General features: G+C 40.2%; 22 protein-coding genes. 9 read left to right on the plus strand and 13 right to left on the minus strand.

The features are described from left to right. Positions 1 to 2: 2 nt before the first annotated feature. A complete protein-coding gene (locus IGI41_RS10110; RefSeq protein ID WP_430609652.1) occupies positions 3 to 1,208 on the minus strand; it encodes a multidrug efflux MFS transporter in 1,206 nt (401 codons plus the stop codon). A 102-nt stretch (positions 1,209 to 1,310) separates the two neighbouring features. Then, positions 1,311 to 2,750, minus strand: coding sequence for an NCS2 family permease (locus tag IGI41_RS10115; RefSeq protein ID WP_430609653.1), 1,440 nt, complete (start codon positions 2,748 to 2,750; stop codon positions 1,311 to 1,313). Positions 2,751 to 3,016: 266 nt separating this feature from the next. Between IGI41_RS10115 and IGI41_RS10120 the strand changes: the two genes are divergently transcribed. Then, positions 3,017 to 3,820 carry a Cof-type HAD-IIB family hydrolase gene (locus tag IGI41_RS10120; RefSeq protein ID WP_430609654.1) on the plus strand — a complete coding sequence of 268 codons (804 nt, stop codon included), beginning with the start codon at positions 3,017 to 3,019 and terminating at the stop codon, positions 3,818 to 3,820. A gap of 48 nt (positions 3,821 to 3,868) precedes the next feature. On the opposite strand, the gene asnB is transcribed toward IGI41_RS10120, so the two are convergent. After that, on the minus strand, positions 3,869 to 5,767 hold the full coding sequence (asnB, locus tag IGI41_RS10125) for an asparagine synthase (glutamine-hydrolyzing) (RefSeq protein ID WP_430609655.1): 1,899 nt from the start codon (positions 5,765 to 5,767) through the stop codon (positions 3,869 to 3,871). A gap of 371 nt (positions 5,768 to 6,138) precedes the next feature. Here asnB and IGI41_RS10130 point away from each other — a divergent pair, with 371 nt between their 5' ends. Beyond that, positions 6,139 to 6,288: a hypothetical protein gene (locus IGI41_RS10130; protein ID WP_430609656.1), complete on the plus strand. Its 150-nt coding sequence runs from the start codon at positions 6,139 to 6,141 to the stop codon at positions 6,286 to 6,288. 95 nt (positions 6,289 to 6,383) lie between these two features. On the opposite strand, the gene IGI41_RS10135 is transcribed toward IGI41_RS10130, so the two are convergent. From IGI41_RS10135 to IGI41_RS10155, 5 genes are all read right to left on the minus strand, one after another. After that, positions 6,384 to 6,575 carry a hypothetical protein gene (locus tag IGI41_RS10135; protein ID WP_430609657.1) on the minus strand — a complete coding sequence of 64 codons (192 nt, stop codon included), beginning with the start codon at positions 6,573 to 6,575 and terminating at the stop codon, positions 6,384 to 6,386. 165 nt (positions 6,576 to 6,740) lie between these two features. Further along, positions 6,741 to 7,058 (minus strand): hypothetical protein, encoded by a 318-nt coding sequence (locus IGI41_RS10140; RefSeq protein WP_430609658.1) that lies wholly within the window; start codon positions 7,056 to 7,058, stop codon positions 6,741 to 6,743. Positions 7,059 to 7,165: 107 nt separating this feature from the next. After that, entirely contained in the window at positions 7,166 to 7,735 is a 570-nt protein-coding gene (locus tag IGI41_RS10145; protein ID WP_430609659.1) for a hypothetical protein, read from the minus strand. Between the two features lie 18 nt (positions 7,736 to 7,753). Further along, positions 7,754 to 8,275, minus strand: a complete 522-nt coding sequence (locus tag IGI41_RS10150) for a hypothetical protein (protein ID WP_430609660.1) — start codon at positions 8,273 to 8,275, stop codon at positions 7,754 to 7,756. Positions 8,276 to 8,290: 15 nt separating this feature from the next. Continuing rightward, a complete protein-coding gene (locus IGI41_RS10155; protein ID WP_430609661.1) occupies positions 8,291 to 12,067 on the minus strand; it encodes a hypothetical protein in 3,777 nt (1,258 codons plus the stop codon). A 517-nt stretch (positions 12,068 to 12,584) separates the two neighbouring features. Here IGI41_RS10155 and IGI41_RS10160 point away from each other — a divergent pair. The 7 genes from IGI41_RS10160 (at position 12,585) to IGI41_RS10190 (ending at position 14,853) form a co-directional block, all read left to right on the plus strand. Further along, positions 12,585 to 12,806, plus strand: a complete 222-nt coding sequence (locus IGI41_RS10160) for a hypothetical protein (RefSeq protein WP_430609662.1) — start codon at positions 12,585 to 12,587, stop codon at positions 12,804 to 12,806. A 6-nt stretch (positions 12,807 to 12,812) separates the two neighbouring features. Next, on the plus strand, positions 12,813 to 13,079 hold the full coding sequence (locus tag IGI41_RS10165) for a hypothetical protein (protein WP_430609663.1): 267 nt from the start codon (positions 12,813 to 12,815) through the stop codon (positions 13,077 to 13,079). Between the two features lie 4 nt (positions 13,080 to 13,083). Beyond that, complete coding sequence (locus IGI41_RS10170; RefSeq protein ID WP_430609664.1) at positions 13,084 to 13,380, plus strand: DUF5960 family protein; 297 nt, start codon at positions 13,084 to 13,086, stop codon at positions 13,378 to 13,380. 135 nt (positions 13,381 to 13,515) lie between these two features. After that, on the plus strand, positions 13,516 to 13,887 hold the full coding sequence (locus IGI41_RS10175; protein ID WP_430609666.1) for a hypothetical protein: 372 nt from the start codon (positions 13,516 to 13,518) through the stop codon (positions 13,885 to 13,887). 16 nt (positions 13,888 to 13,903) lie between these two features. Then, positions 13,904 to 14,056 (plus strand): hypothetical protein, encoded by a 153-nt coding sequence (locus IGI41_RS10180; RefSeq protein WP_430609668.1) that lies wholly within the window; start codon positions 13,904 to 13,906, stop codon positions 14,054 to 14,056. Positions 14,057 to 14,105: 49 nt separating this feature from the next. Beyond that, positions 14,106 to 14,426 carry a hypothetical protein gene (locus tag IGI41_RS10185; RefSeq protein WP_430609669.1) on the plus strand — a complete coding sequence of 107 codons (321 nt, stop codon included), beginning with the start codon at positions 14,106 to 14,108 and terminating at the stop codon, positions 14,424 to 14,426. Then, positions 14,407 to 14,853 (plus strand): hypothetical protein, encoded by a 447-nt coding sequence (locus tag IGI41_RS10190; RefSeq protein ID WP_430609670.1) that lies wholly within the window; start codon positions 14,407 to 14,409, stop codon positions 14,851 to 14,853. The genes IGI41_RS10185 and IGI41_RS10190 overlap by 20 nt, the downstream gene beginning before the upstream one ends. Before the next feature lie 36 nt (positions 14,854 to 14,889). Here the strand turns inward: IGI41_RS10190 and IGI41_RS10195 are convergent, their stop codons facing one another. The 5 genes from IGI41_RS10195 to IGI41_RS10215 are packed head-to-tail and all read right to left on the minus strand — an operon-like array spanning position 14,890 to position 16,825. Beyond that, positions 14,890 to 15,678, minus strand: a complete 789-nt coding sequence (locus IGI41_RS10195) for an N-acetylmuramoyl-L-alanine amidase (RefSeq protein ID WP_430609671.1) — start codon at positions 15,676 to 15,678, stop codon at positions 14,890 to 14,892. A gap of 2 nt (positions 15,679 to 15,680) precedes the next feature. Then, on the minus strand, positions 15,681 to 15,932 hold the full coding sequence (locus IGI41_RS10200) for a DUF5960 family protein (protein WP_430609672.1): 252 nt from the start codon (positions 15,930 to 15,932) through the stop codon (positions 15,681 to 15,683). Positions 15,933 to 15,980: 48 nt separating this feature from the next. Further along, positions 15,981 to 16,226: a phage holin gene (locus IGI41_RS10205; protein ID WP_430609673.1), complete on the minus strand. Its 246-nt coding sequence runs from the start codon at positions 16,224 to 16,226 to the stop codon at positions 15,981 to 15,983. 1 nt (position 16,227) lies between these two features. After that, a complete protein-coding gene (locus IGI41_RS10210; protein WP_430609674.1) occupies positions 16,228 to 16,521 on the minus strand; it encodes a hypothetical protein in 294 nt (97 codons plus the stop codon). A 37-nt stretch (positions 16,522 to 16,558) separates the two neighbouring features. Continuing rightward, positions 16,559 to 16,825, minus strand: coding sequence for a hypothetical protein (locus IGI41_RS10215; RefSeq protein ID WP_430609675.1), 267 nt, complete (start codon positions 16,823 to 16,825; stop codon positions 16,559 to 16,561). Between the last annotated feature and the right edge of the window lie 6 nt (positions 16,826 to 16,831).

Below are 16,831 nucleotides of genomic sequence, written 5' to 3' on the forward strand. Positions count from 1 at the left end.
AACTATTGACTGATATCTGTTTTGCGGAAACTCTTGCGGAAATTAAAACTTGAAATGATGATATTGATCAACACAAAACCGCTGGTTACCCAAAAGACTGCAGGATAACCAAAACCGGCAGCGACCGTTGATCCAACCATTGGGCCCAAAACTTGCCCAAAGTTCGAAAACATTTGGTTGTAGCTGTACACACGGCTCACACCTTCCACCGGGGTGATTTTGCTGATCAATGTATTAATAGAAGGCATCAATGCGCCTGTTGAAAAACCTAACATAAAACGCAGCGCACCTAATTGAAAAGGCGTCGATACAAAGCCCATTGGGATGAAACATAAGAAAGATAAAACCAATCCGCCTAATAAGACTTTGTGGTTGCCATAGCGATCACCGATTTTCCCCAAAAACGGAGAGGAAATGATAGCAGAAACACCGGCAATCGATACAATCAACCCGCTGACGAAGAGCACATTATTGGTATCTCCGCTTAAATCACGGATATATAAGGTCAAAATTGGACTAATACTTGTCACACCTAATTGCAAAATCAAAGAAGTAATGAACAAGCCAATCAACAATTGTAAATTTTTGATTTGACTAAATATTTCTTTGATTGAGAGCATTTCCCCTTTTTCAACCGGTGTAAAGTCTTCTTGTACTAAGAATATCGTCAACAATAACGTGATCAACAATACGATCCCTGTGATGATAAAGACATTTTTCATGCCAAACCACTCAGCTAAAGCACCACCCATTGATGGTCCAATCAAATTACCTGCAATCGCACCTGTTGCCAAAGTACCTAGCGCCCATCCACTCTTTTCCCGTGGTGCTTGTGAAGCAATCAATGCTGTGGCATTGGGAATGTAGCCAGACAAAATACCTGTAAAGAAACGCATGATCAACAACCAATAGACATTCGGAACAAAAGCCAGAGAACCCATTGTGACAGTCATACCAGCAGCTGCTCGTATCATCATCAATCGACGACCTTTTTGGTCAGCTAAATTTCCCCAAATGGGTGCCACAATAGCTGCTGCAAACGCCGTAACAGAAATAGCCAGACCAGAAAACAACTCAATTTGGCTTGTAGGCGCACCTAATTCTTCTATATATAAGGGAATAAATGGCATGACCAGACTGAAACTAGCACCTGTAAAAAAACAACCTACCCAAGAAATCAGGAGGTTCCGTTTCCAATCGATTTTCATGTATAAACCTTCTTTCACACATACTATACCGTATTGTGCTTAAAAATCAAATAAAAAAAACCTTTCTGCATGAAAATTACAGAAAGATTTTTCTCATTAAATTCAACTAATCAACGCTAAAATGACAAAGTTCATGATAAACAAGACGTTTACTACCCAAATAATCGGTGACACTTCGTTGAATTTCCCTTTAACGACTTTAACCAATGCATAAAAAATGAATCCAGCAGCTATACCGTAAGAAATGCTGTAACATAGGCCCATAAAAATGGAAGCAAAGAATGCCGGTACTGCTTCTTCTAAATCTGTCCAGTTGATATCAGCAAATGAGGCCAACATCATCACCCCAACCAAAATCAAAGCAGGCGCTGTAGCTTGCGCTGGTACGACTGAAATCAAAGGTGAAAAGAAACTACTGATTGCAAACAATACAGCCACAACGACAGAAGTTAGTCCTGTCCGTCCGCCAGCCCCAATACCTGCTGCTGATTCAACATAAGTAGTTGTATTTGAAGTTCCAACAATTGCCCCAACGGATGTTGCAATGGCATCTGCAAAAAGCGCCTTATCCATCTTCGTATTGAACCCTTTGCTGTCTTCCAACGCTTCTTCATCTTTCTTAGAAAAAATACCAGTCCGGCGTCCAGTACCAATAAATGTACCAATTGTATCAAACGTATCAGATAAACTAAACGCAATGATCGTCATGATCACCTGAGGAATTTTAGCAGAATCACTAAATAATGAACCCATACCTTCTGATCCAAATGCTGCCCCAAATGTAGTCCCTAATTCATTGATTGAGCTTGATAAAGAATTGCCTTGAAAGTCAATAGCACTTAAATCAACCACGCCCATCAAAATCCCGATGATGGTGGTACTTAAAATACCAATGATGATCGCACCACGGACATTTTTAACGACCAGTAATGTGGTTACGACTAAACCAATCAATGCCAAAATAATCGGCGCGTTATTAAAGTTGGCCAAGGCAGGAACAATCCCACCATTGAAATTAGCACTGATAATCGTGTCACCTTCAACAGTAGAACCAGTAACTGCAGCTGTATCACCCGAGAAGCTCAATAGATTTGCGTTCTTGATCCCGACATAAGCCACAAAGATGCCGATCCCCCCGCCAATAGCATGCTGCAAACTTTCTGGAATGGCATGAATGATCAGTTTTCTGATTTTAGTGATCGTGATCAAGATATTGATCAATCCACAAATAAAGACCATTGCTAATGCTTGTTGCCATGTATAACCCAAACCAAAGACAACTGTAAAGGTGAAGAATGCATTCAATCCCATGCCTGGCGCTTGGGCGTAAGGTACATTCGCGAATAACCCCATCACCAAAGTACCGATAACAGAAGCAATGATCGTTGCTAGAAACACTGCTTGGAAAGGCATGCCAGCAGCTGATAAAATGGATGGATTAACGAATAAAATATAACTCATTGCAAAAAATGTGGTTACCCCAGCCATTACTTCAGTTGACACTGTTGTATGATTTTCCTTTAACTTGAAAAACTTTTCCATGTAAATTTTCCACTCCCGTGTTCATAATTTTTAGTCTTTGAAAAGAAATTAGGAATAATAGCACTTCTCATCGAACAATTACAAATTATATAGGACAATCATTCGCTTTTCAATAAAAAATGTATAATATACACTACAACAGAAGTTAATGTTCGTGTTTTACCCTCATCTATTATGAAAGAAAATATGAAAAACTTTCATACATTGTGAAATATCAGAAATATGTTACACTTAAGCCACTACCATAATAGAATGGAGCGAAACATTTGAAACCAAAAATCATTGCTATCGACCTAGATGGCACCACCTTAAATACTGAATCTCAAATTTCACCTAGAACAAGGGATGTCTTAGGACGCGCTGTACGTGCTGGACACTATGTTACGATTGCCACAGGACGCCCTTTCCGTATGAGTGATCAATTTTATCAAGAACTTGAATTAACTACACCTATGGTTAACTTTAATGGTGGGTTGGTTCATAAACCGCGCCAGATTTGGGCACCTGAAACCGAGCATGCGATTTCCAGAGAAATTGCTTTTGAGCTGATGGCGCAACGTGAGCAGCTAGGTCTATCTTTTGTTGCTGCTGAAAACCGCGAAACCTTTTTTATTGACCGGTTAGATCATTTTGACCAACACTTCTTTTCTTATGAAACTGTATCTGAAAAAAATCTCCTTGCCAATTTGACAACTGATCCAACTTCTTTATTGGTCAAAACCCAAAATGAGTTAGCCGAATCTGTATCATTACGGATTCAAGACCAATTTGATGATGCTGTCGATGTACGCACATGGGGCGGCCCACAAGCTATCTTGGAAATCGTTCCTAAAGGTGTTCACAAGGCACTGGGTCTTTCTGTGATTGCCAAGTCCATGTCACTAGGTCCTGAAGATATCATTGCTTTTGGAGACGAACACAATGACTTGGAAATGTTAGACTATGCTGGTTGGGGCGTTGCCATGGCCAATGGTACCCAACAATTGAAATCGATCGCAAACGATGTGACTGATAAAACAAATGGTGAAGATGGTTTAGCAGACTACTTGGAAAAATATTTAGCATTATAAATAATGATTCATAAACAAAAACGGAGGCTGCGCATCAGCCTCCGTTTTTTATGCAATTATTTCATAGATGATTTGCTGTGACTGGGGAATCTCTTGATCAATAAAGAAGACCTTATACCAAGTGAGAAAAGTGAAAATCGTCCAAATTTTTCGTTGCAGATTCACTTGATTCTTTCGATGATCATCAAGCATTTGTAAAATTGCGGCTTGATCAAAAAACTCAGCTGCAAAATCAGCTGCAAATAATGTTTTAACTGTAGTATATCCAGTCTCCTCCTTCAACCATGATTTGATTGGTACAGGAAAACCAAGTTTTTCTCGATTGGCCCATTCTTTGGGTAAATGACGTTTGGCAGCTTGCCTAAATACATCTTTGGTATTATTCTGATTGATCAAATATTTGGTAGGAATTGTTTGTGCAAGATTCATCATTTCAATATCCAACAATGGTACCCGCAGTTCCAAAGAACTGGCCATGGATAGCTTGTCTGCCTTTAATAAAATATCTTTTGGCAACCATTGATGTACATCAAGATACTGCATCTTGTTGACTTCATCCTTCAGCCCTTCTGCTTTTTTATAAAAAGGTGCAACAATTTCAGCAACTGAAGGTGCATCTTGGTATGCTGCTGTTAAAAGTGTGGTTGCTTCTGCTTCTTCAAAAATCCTTGCTTGACCGATGAAAAACTCTCTTGCTGGGGCAGTCGCTTCAAATAAATGAATGCGGCCATGGAAATTTTTCATTTTTCCGATTTGATGGCCTAAGCGAAAACGCATTGTTTTGGGTAATTTCTTTAATCCTTGTGCAAATACCCGAATCGCCTTGGAATTTGTATGAAATCCATAAGCAGCATAACCCGCAAACAATTCATCCGCCCCTTCACCCGACTGAACGACCCGGACTTGTTGCGCTGCCAAGTTTGCTAGGAAGTATAAAGGTACACAGCTAGGATTTGCATCTGGCTCATCCAAATGGTATTGAATCAAAGGAAATGCGGCAAAAGACATCTCACCATCAATCACGGCGGCAGTATTCTGTAAATGAAGTTGCTCCGTTAATTTTCGTGCTTCAATTGCCTCATTATATGTTTTGTCATCAAAACCGATAGAAAAGGTGTGGGTAGGACGCAATACTGACGCCACATAACTAGAATCAACGCCACTGGAAAGAAAAGACCCCACTTCAACATCACTGATCGTATGGACATCGATCGAGGCTTGAACCGCTTGGTCGATTTTTTCGACCCATTCATCTTTCGAAAACAATTGTTTCTTTGTGTAATCGACATCCCAATATTCTTGGATCGTTAACCCTTGCTTATTATAAATAAAATAATGCCCCTCTTGTAAACGATACACACCTTTAAAGAAGGTTTCTCCATTCAATGGGGAATATTGAAAAGTTAAATAGGGTTTTAAAGCCGCTTTATTCAATTCTTTTGTGAAATCTGGATGCGGCAAAAAACTTTTGATTTCTGAGCCAAACATGAATATATCATTCATTTGGGCAAAGTAATAGGGTTTGATGCCAAAATGGTCTCTGGCACCAAACAATTCTTGTTTCTGCTGGTCCCAAATTGCAAAAGCAAACATCCCACGAAGTTTTTGCAATACTTCTGTTCCCCATTCTTCATATCCGTGAAGGACCACTTCCGTATCAGCATGGGTACTAAAGGTATGACCTGCAGCAATCAATTCTTTTCTAAGTGATTGAAAATTGTAAATTTCACCATTGAAGATAATGACTTTACTGTGGTCTTCATTAAAAATAGGTTGAGAGCCCCCCGCCAAATCAATGATCGACAATCGGCGAAAACCTAACGCTACTTTATCGTCTACAAATTTTCCCGCACTACTTGGTCCACGATGCACGATACGTGCCATCATTTCCTCAATGATATCCGCTTTTCCGTCTTTTGTATTTACAAATCCAACAATTCCGCACATAGTATCACGTCCATTTTATTTTACATTTTCATTACAGTTACATTACATTTGTGACCAATATAGCATACAAAAACCGAGAGGGAAATTACTTTTTATTAAAATCTGGCAATCATTACATGAGGGGAAAAAATAAAAAACTTGCGAAAAGCGTTCAAATCAACCTTTTGCTTTTTATCATTCATCTAACCTTACAAAATTGTTAGCTTGTAAGAGAGGATAAACAGGTCATTTCTTAAGAAATTGTTTATCAGCGTCAAAGTGATTGAGTTTTTGTTGGACTAAAACAGAGAAAGGTGTTATTCTAATCATGGAATTTCGTTATCAACTAACCGTTGCCTTTCGTCTCAACGATTAAGAAAGGAGAATGACAAATGACATTCTATAACACAGATATGCAATATCGCGTCACACTTGATACGAAGTTGAATCTATTTATTGTCTTTGACAAGAAAAATGCGAATCACTTTGCTACAGGTGTTACGATCGAACAAGCTGTACAAGAATTGAATAAAACTGCATAAGGAGTTCATCCAAATGAAGGAAAACGATTCGTACTAAAAGCACCTCGCTAAAACTGATTAGCAGGTGCTTTTTTGTGTTCTATTGGGGTGTAGATTTAATCCTTATTCAAACCTTGATCTTTGGCTTCTGTTGCAGCATCACCCGAAGTCTTATCTTTCTTCTGCCCAGTCTGGGCTTCTTCTAGATGCATGGTCGCATCCACGGATTCTGCTTTAAGAAACACATTCAAGCCCTTTACTGCCGTTTTGGTCACCCGCATGATGTAATCTTTCTCGTATTCCGCCATCGGCCACTCTCCTTTCTCCAAACATCCCGTCAATATGGCGTTATAACGCTATGTACAGATTCTACCATACATGATCAAGACTAGATAACACAATGGAACGTGATTCAGCCAGTCACTACCTGTTTTAAAGACAGGATGCCTTCTAACTAAACCACGTTCACTTCTTCATGCTGTTTTTTTATGCTTTTGCCACCAGACCCTGATTGCTATAATCAGCAACAGACCACCCAATCGTCCATAAAAATGATTCATCTGCTCCCCTAATTTAGGCATTGTCCCATCAATCTCAGGTTCTTCACTCGCCGGTGGCAGGGGTGATTCTGGTAATTCTGTATCTGGTGGTACCGGCGGGTCTTTTTCAGCGTTTGTTTCCGAGATACTGATTCGTCCCTCAACGGAAATTTGATGTGCAAAGCCGATCGGGGAGAAACCTAGCAAAAAAATGAAGCTAGCCAACAAGAAATAACCCCTATATGATTTCACAAATGAATCACCTCACTTCGATGTCGTACGTATCGGCAAAAATCCAGCCACATATTCCTCTTTTATCCACGCTGTTTGCTTGTACTGTTGAGTTTACCTGATTGATCTTATAATAGATCAAAATGCAGTTTCATGGTATAACGCGGAGACAATTCAGTCGTAGTAAGGTTTGTCGTATACTCGCCAGAAAAACCAAAATACCATTCATCTTCTGCATCGAATAAGGCTGGATATGGATTGGTATTCACGTAACCTTCGCTAAGATTTTGATTGCCTAATGACAAAGCACCTGTTAAGAATAATTCTAAATCTGGTGCAACGATTGCCGCATCACTTGATGATACTTGATTAAATTCAGTCATCGTAACGTGATACTGCGCTAGACTACTCTGATTCACTATACGATTTGGGTTAGCTACATTTCCTCCTACTGGCCGATTCCAAACCTCAAAAACATTGGGTCCTGTTTGCCCTTCTTCGGTGACAAACCAACTAACAGAAGCTGGTACCGTAATATTATAATCTGTGTCATTGTGGTAGATTGCGCCATTGACTGGAATTTCACGGTTTGCTGTACCTGGTTCATCTTGTCTTGCCTGTGTCTCTTCTGCTGAAACAGGGATCGCAATCGCTAGAACTGCAAATAAAATACTTGATATACCGATAATTTTTTTCATTTTGATAATCTCCTCTTTTTAGTTTTCTATAATGATGACCAGACTGAAAGTATATTGATTGAACTGCTGATCTTGTTCATTGGGATCAAATAACGTGACGGTTGCCACTGCCTCATGCTCTCCTTGATGAAGATTTCTCATTAATTTGTCTTCACCGACAAAATGGTCTGGTGGTATGACACCTGATTGATAGATGATTTCATCGGTTTCTGCCAGACGTATGTCCGCTTCCAAATAGAGAATGTTTGTTGCCGGATTGACAATATTTAAATCACCAACACTTGCACCATCAGCAAAAGTTGGACGTGCATTCAATTGAATCGACACTTGCTCTGTACCATTAGATCCAGGCTCATCGCGATTTTTTGACGGTACACCTTGTTGGACCCCCGCGCCAATAATAATGCGCGAATCATCTTTAGATCCAAACACCCCACAGCGATACAAGCCAAACAACACCAACAACAAAAGCAAAAACAAGAGTAGCCATTTACGTTTCTTTTCTTTGGTACGTGTACTTCTTGGATTGTTTTCTTTCACGCAGCAGTCTCCTCTCTAATCGATCAGTACAGTGAATGTAAAGCTGAAAACAAGGGTTGGTTCTTTCCCAGCAGTTGTCAAATTTCCAAAATATTCTCCGCCTAACGTAAAACGACCAATCGATGATGCGGGACTCTCATGCGCCACGTGCTGACCATCTAAAATACCTAGTGACGTCTCCGGAGTAGATGCATTGACACCAATGATCGATTCAGTAAAGCGATTATTCGGCAAGTTAGTTGAATGCAGCAAGTCTAAACGAATAGGATTCTTTGAATCTGTTGGATCAGCAGTTGCATCTAAGAAAGTCAGCCCCGCATTTTCTGTTTCCTTGACTTCTTTAAGGGAGACTTCGACCGGATAATCAGAGTGGTTTTGCATCTCATATTGCCCATTGTTCTGATTACTCGTTCCAGCAGCAATCATCCCGTTGGTTTGTTCATTTACATGAAAATCCATTTTTGTTGGAACAACAACATGAATATTTGTAGTACTTAGATAAGCAAAATAAATCACAGCATCTCCCCAAGGGTCATTGGCAGGCCAATCCATCAAGGTTGCTGTCAATCCATCGCCTCTCGTTGCAGATTCAAATGTAGTTAAGTCTGATCCCCAACGAAATTGCCAAGGCGTATAGCTGTGGATCTGGGGAAATTCACGTGTAAATATTGCTTCACTGATCCGTCGAACAACTTCTGTAGCAGGGTGATCTTCTATTTCAGCTCCGGCACTCGTTACATGATAAAGGGTAATGCGGTAAGTACTTGTACTGATATCCAAATTATTGATCGGATGCCCATCGGTTGTTGTACCCGCAGCTTGAATATTTGGATAACGTGCAGTTCCTTCATTTGCAGCTAATTGGAAAAGGCCATTAGACGCATGATTGTTACTGAACTGAACATTTGAACCAACTGTCAAGCGGGTATACTGATTGTCTTCTGTATAAATTGCGCCACCATCGCCGCCGCCAACTCCTCTAGCAGCTGCATTACTATGAAATCTTCCATTTGTAATACGAAGACTAGCACTTGCTTGGGCACTCATGGCAATTGCACCACCATGAGCCGCCGAATTTCCATCAAAGGTTCCGTTCAACATGGTGCATCGTCCATGAAGGTAGAGACCACCGCCACGCTCACTCACCCAATTTCCTGTTATGTTGCCATTATTTAGTGTCAAGTGCCCGCTCGATAAGACATATATGCCCCCGCCATACCGAGTGTGATTTCCCGAAATCACGCCTCCATCAAGATCAAATTGCCCCCCAACATACACACCGCCACCATCTCCATGTTCAAACACATTTCCATTTTGTGTGCCAGCTTTATTTGCGGAAACTTCTCCACCTGTCATTGTTAGATCTCCGAAAACATGAATGCCGCCACCTGTCTCTTTGGCTTCATTCATATGAATCAAACCGTCGTCCATTGTCATTGTTCCTTCAGTACGTATATAGATTCCCGCCCCATTAGCGGATGTATTTTCACCAATGGTTGCTCCTTCCATCGCAAGAGAGCCTCGATGGACATGGATACCGCCACCGCTGACTGGACTGCTGTTCTTTTCAATCAAACCACCCTTTAAGGTAAAAGATTTATTGTTTTGACCATTGAACATCACACCACCACCAACTTCTCCTGCAGCATGATTGTTAGCAATCGTTCCCCCAGACATGAAGATATTTCCCCAAGAATAAATACCGCCACCATTTGCCGTAGCATGATTTCCCATTACATTTCCACCCGAAAAATTCAACTGTGCTGAGGTGACTAAATAGATCCCCCCACCATTTCCACCATGATTATTGGCAATCGTTCCATCAATAAAGTCAAACTTTTCGCCGATATAGGCACCACCACCATCATTTGATGCACGATTATTGGTAATTTCGCCGCCAGACATCTGAAACATGCCACTAGGATGTGTAGCAATCCCACCGCCATGATAGGCTCGATTCCCATCAATTGTTCCATTTTCTTTCATCAAAAAAGTGCCCTCGTAAACATATACGCCGCCGCCTTCTGTTACGGCTTGATTATTGGTCACTTCACCGCCAGGCATCGTCAAGGTCCCCCGAGCAAGTACATAGATTCCACCACCATGTGTCCATGCAACATTATTGTCAATGACCGATGTTTCAGTAATCTCAACCATCCCACCGTATTGGTAAATGCCGCCGCCACAGCTGTTTGTACTATTACTGGTTATTCTGCCGCCGCGGATCACACATGTACCCCTTCCCCCACGCAGGTTGGTACGCATTCCACCACCGCCACTATAATTTCCAGCAATTTCTACATTATTCTGAGCGATCAGACCACCTTCAATCAGCACGTCATAATTTCCTGAAGTCATATCAAAACAAATACCGCCACCACCACTGTAATTTCCCGTTCCCTTAACAGTATTATTCGTGATGGTGCCATTAGACATATGAAAGCTGCCATTGTTCATGTAAATGCCGCCACCGCCGCTAAAATCAGCGACATTGGTTACCTGATTTCCTTCTATTGATCCACCGCTCATTTGTATGTTCGTATTGGTTTCTGCACAAATGCCGCCACCACGTATTCCTGCGGTATTGCCAGTGATATCTCCGCCTTCAAAGATAAATATTGCATTTATCCGAAGAAAGACACCGCCCCCACCATTTGACGTACTGGTCGTATTGTTAGTCAGAGGCGCACTATTCGTATCGATCGAGCCGCCAGTCATCGTGAAACGTCCTGCTCGTGTCGTATTTCCATCAACAAAGACACCACCTCCACGGTTATTGTGGACACTATTGCCAGTAATACGCCCACCTTCCATGCGTAACGTGCCTTGCGGGTTCACGTAAATTCCACCCCCAACATCTTGGTAACAATTTTTGATCACTGTTCCATCTTTAATGATGAGTTGGCCAGCCGCAGTAGAAAGCCCGCCGCCAGTTCCAGAACCATCAAAGATAATATGTTCAAAAGTGACTGTATTGCCCGTTCCAACTGCAAAATGCCTGCTAGTGGTTCCTTTAGTGAGCGTTACCGGTCGATCAGTCATTTGTGAGCGAATCGTGATGTTTTTTTGTACAGTAATCTCTGTCGCATCAAAAATAATGTCATTCGCAAGTAAAACTGTATCGCCGCCTACCACCTCACTCCGCCTGATAAAGGCATCTAATTCACTTCTCGTCTCTCCTGTAAACACATGTTCTGTCCCGGAAGTCTCTTGTGCTTGCACAAAAAATGTGTAGTAATCTTGACCAAAATCCGTATCATTGTATACCAATGCACAATAATATCCATGGGGCATGAGGGTTTCTGCTACCAAAAATTGCCAGCGAGGTTTGTTTGCTGTATCCTTTTTTTCTTCATAAGCGGCGATAGCTGCAGCAACCGCTTCTTTTGTTTGCGGCTGCTGATCATATGCTGTGTAAGTTGCATGTGTATTGTCAGATTGTTTATTGTTTATCCCTTCATCATTCAACTCAGATTCTGTTTCAAGTGTGGGTTGTAATGAATCTGTCTCCTCGCCTTCACTATCTCTGCTGATTTCTTTGTTACCTTCACTCTCGTCAGATTGCGATGCTTCGATCAATGGTTGATCTTCATCGCTCGTCTCGTCCCTCGCAAAGAATGACTCATTGCTGAATAAATCAGGGATATCTATCGCGATATCTGGTTCTGTTTGCGCATAGGCTTCCAGTCTTTGCAAAGGAATCGATCCGAGCATAATCAGCGCTATGAGGGCAATACGACTTATTTTTCTGATTATTTTTCTTTCACGGCGGCGCAAGCAATATTTTTTCAATTCGACGTCCCCCCTTTCTTACAATTGGCTCATTGTTCATGTTGAATTGTCATGTAAAACGATATTTTACATGATCAAACTACGCATCAATCCTTGAGATCCAAGCGCGGATACATTTCTGATACGCTATAGAGACTATTGCCAAATCAACGTCAATTAGCACATCTGACAAATCAAAATGAATGATCTCCAAATAAAATAGCAGATACTTTTAAAGATATAAATTCATTTTTTTCGTCGGGCGACGAAATTTTTGTCGATGTTTATTTTTCAAAAAAAAAAAGAGCTTTAAAAACGTTGATTTCAACGCTTTTAAAGCTCTTTTTTTATAAGGAGAGTACAGGCCTAAAACCCCCTTTACTATCATTGATTTAAAGGTGATTTTTGGCGACAAATGCAAAATCGGTGCAAAATTATTTCTTTTGATATCTTTAACATATTTAATTGCAAAATTATTTTTGTTCCCCTTTACAAAGAGAACAAACGTTCGTATACTTTCTGAAAGGAGTGATTTTAAATGTTTGAAGATATGATCGCAGAACAAATTGATTCAAAACTTGCCAACGATTATGCTGCTGTTTCTGATGATGATAAGATTTTCTTAGATTTACTCATTCTTGGGGTGTTAGCTCAAAGCGATAAATCCATTACCGTAAAACGTGAACGCATTGTAAAAAATGGTAAGTTTTGCGACCGAATGATAATTGAATCTCCACTTAAACTTAAAAATAAGAGGTAATTTAATATGAAATCAATGAAAGGAACTGTTTCAAAGATACGAGTGTTGAAGATGTCGAGAACCCCTTTAGTGCGTTTCTCACTTGATGGAGTAAATTGTTTGATTGCGGCTCATAGCCTAAACTTTTTGGCAGATGTCGATGAGGATATGAGAATTGTGGTTGGTGGTGAATATAATGATCGGAAACAGTTTGTTGTCCGCAAATATTCAGTAATTGGCAAAACAAAGATTATGATTGAGTTTGAAGCAATGAAAGAGATAGTTTCTAGGTGATCACATGCAAAATGAAATCCCATCCGCACACCAACGCACGTATGCATTTGAAAAAAATTACTACGAGTTATCAACCTATCCTAGGCCTGCTCATTTCCAATTTGAACAGTTTGTAAAATCTATGGACAGCACAGGCAAGCGTTACTTTAGCATACCCGCACAGTGGACGGTATTAAACGAGCCGATTGCAGCTGTGTTTATATTAAGAGATAACCAGTATTTGTTTGACCACTTTAGGACACAGACTGAGGTTATTAGGCGGTATGATCCGGATAAAGAGTATACTGTAGATGGCAAATAAGAAGCTTATCCAATTTTAGGATAGGCTTTTTTTATGCTAACTTTCTCAAGATAATCAAGCTTATCTATTTACACACCACCAAATTGGTGGTATATTAAATATATAATCAAGTAAGAGATAAAGGGGATAATCAAAATGGCAAAATCAGAAATCTTTAGAAAAGCGTGGAAATTAGCTAAACGAGGAGCTTTTTTATTCGGCGGAAGCAGCAAAGAATATTTTGCGGAAGCATTGAAATTGGTGTACAGAAGCGAAAAAGCTATTTACACTTTAGAGATTTCTGGTGGATCTCGTAAGCACAAGTCTTGGGTAGCTAAAGTAAACGGAACAGATGCTAAATGGGGATTTGCAAGAACATTTGTTGAAGCAGCTGATTACGGCGTTTATAAATTGGAAGATGGCGTTTATAACATCAAAGATGCAGCGAAAAACGACCAACAGTTTTTATTGGTAGCTAACGGAAAAGCAATCGAAATTGAAAAAGAAGAAGTTTTAGCAAACTTATAATATAGGAGGGAGTATTATGGAAATCTTTGTATTAGATCACGATACTATTATCTCGGAAGAATTTGCAAGCGTTGAGGAAGTTTTAGAACAAGTTGGTACCGCTTATGAATTTATCAATTTGCAAATTGATGGTGAAAAGAAAACCATTTATAAAGGTGTAGATTATTAATTGAGAGGATCCCCTCCTCTCTTACTTTAGTCAGAAAGAGGCAAAAAATATGGAATACAAACTATTTACTACTTTGTACAGAGAAGCGCATGAATACAGCAGTGTTGATATGTACATCGCTGATCGTGGCTGGCAAGATTGGATGAATGATTTTGAGGATGCCGGTGCAGCATTGGCTTTGATTTACGATCTAGCTACAAATGACTTTGCAACTAATCGTAAGCGAATTACTGATAACCGCACAGAGTTTTCCAGATTATACAACATCCGTCTTAGGACGGTAGAAAATTGGGAACTAAGTGTAACAAAAACGCCAGACCATGTCAAAGAGTTGGTAGACTACACTATCTATGAAAAAGAATATAAGTAACCAACGGTTTGGGCGATTAGTTGCTGTTTATCCAATCGACAAAACATACCAAAACAAAACGATATGGCATTGTGTATGTGATTGCGGCAACGAGATTGATGTAGTCATCAGCTATTTAACCAGCGGTGATACCAAGTCATGCGGATGCCTAAAGCAAGAAATCGATCAATCCAATCTGCGGGCCAAATACGATAGCAAACGTGTAGACGGCATAGCTACTCAATTATTTTCTGATAAGCCTAGGAAAGACAGCAGCACAGGTTATCGTGGTGTGTGTAAGTATTACACGCGGACAAGTAAACAAGAACGCTATCGCGCTTGGATCACAATCAAGGGCAAACGATACTTTAAATCAGGTTTTTTGACCGCTGAGGATGCGTACTACAATGGCCGAAAAGAGTTGGAAAAATTATACTTGCCCAAATAAAAAAGCCCCCTACTCACGAGAGTAAGGGGTATTTGTTTACAATTTTTTAAGTGTATCATCACGCAAAGTAATATATCTGGTCACACTCCCTAATTGAGTTTTGCCACGAGTGTAGACAGTGCCGTCTTTCCCTTTGATCTTGACAACCTCATCGACGGCTATGCGTTGGCCAACTGCGGCATTCCAGCCAGATTTAGTTTTTAGTTCTGGCTCGCAGTAAAAAGTGTCCGCTTTGATTACTTCATAAAATCCTGTTTTGGTTTGATAGTTTACTTTTTTAGCCACTGTGCTGTTCCCTCCTGTTCCGTTGTAGCCCATAACTTCCAATGCTGCATTTACTGCGGCATCCATTTTCTTGGCCATAATATCCATGTCTTTCTGACTATCCACAAAGCCCCATTCAATCAAAATGGCAGATCCTGTTGATGCACGGATCACGTACAACGATGTTGTAGCTTTAGCGCCGCGGTTGACCCATCCAGTCACTTTACATACAGCTGCACAAATTTCTTCTGCTAATTTTTTAGCCGCTGCATTTCCAGCATAGTACCAAACTTCAAAACCGTTTGCTTGTCCATTAAATGCATTCAAGTGATGGCTGACATGGAATGATTTACCAACAGCATTCATTTTATTTACGATGTTAACTAAATTAGCATTAGCCGTTCTACCTACATTGTCGGTTGCATCAACTGCCTTAGTTACCGCTCGAAACTTGTCATGGATTTGTTGGGCAACTTCATGTTCTTTCAAACCACAACCACTTGCCCCAGGAACAATCGCATTATGCCCTCTATGAGAGGTAGAGTTAATATAATTAGTCATGGTTATTCCCCTTTTCCAATGTAAAAATAGTCATCAATTTCTTCAGAAGAATCATCCGTTTTTTCACGTTTCTTCACTTCGAAATTAAATGTTTCATCCTTGCCGGAAGTTGTAAGATCTTTCTTCAAAATGTACGCAGAGTCCCCAGTGTGATTCATGGTATGAGCTGCATCTTGTACGGGATCTACTTCTTTAACAATCTCCGGCTTTGCTACTTTCTCAAAATCCTCAATAAATTTAGCTTTGTTTCTCATGTTTATCCCTCCAATTTTGGTATATAAAAAGAGTAGCCATTATATTGGCTACTCTTTCTTGTCCGTGAATTCTTGGCCGTCACCATAATCTGTTTTTTGTTCATCTTGATACTGGCTACTAGCAATATTCAAGAATACACCTGCTAAAGTTGCGGCCGCTGTGATCGTTCCAACAATGATTTCAGTTTGGAATCCGTACAACCCACCCATCGTTACGATGAATGCTGTTACTGCAGGTACCCCTACAGTCAGTGCTTTTTTTGCTAGATCATATTGTTTATTTGTCAATTTCATCTTATTTCCCTCTTTCTTTCCATAAAGATTTTAATTGTTCACCATGTTCAATTAATCGATCGTTATGACGGTCCAATCGTTCATCATGTCGTTTTAATTCATTATGAATTTCTACACGATCTGATTTACTAGCTTCCAAGTCTCGATTCAGCAAATCCAAGCTATGACTCAACTTTGTTAGATTTTCAGCTATTTTCGTAAAATTACTCATAACCGGTCTTACAACAAAAGCTACAAGTCCAATAATCGTCATAACCCACCCAGCCCATGTTGCTATCTCTCCCACATTTAACAAACACTTCACCTACTTCCTCAAAATTAAGGAACAAGCATTACGCTTGCTCTGGTTCGGATTCTTGAACTTCAACTTCCGCCATCAAATCATCTTCAACTGCCCAAACCTTATCCTGAAAGTCGTCAATATCTTTACGACACTCCTCTCGATTTTGGCGATACAACGTTTGATTTTCAATTTGTTGATTTATATTGGTATTGCCTGCTGAGTCAGTTGTGACAGTCGCCGAAAAATAAATCACTCGTTGTCCGTTGATTTTTGAATCTCCTGTGATACTGATTGCTTTTTTCACATCTAATGCCATGATATT

It is taken from the genome of Enterococcus sp. DIV0876, from assembly GCF_050529585.1.
GTDB lineage: Bacteria > Bacillota > Bacilli > Lactobacillales > Enterococcaceae > Enterococcus_D.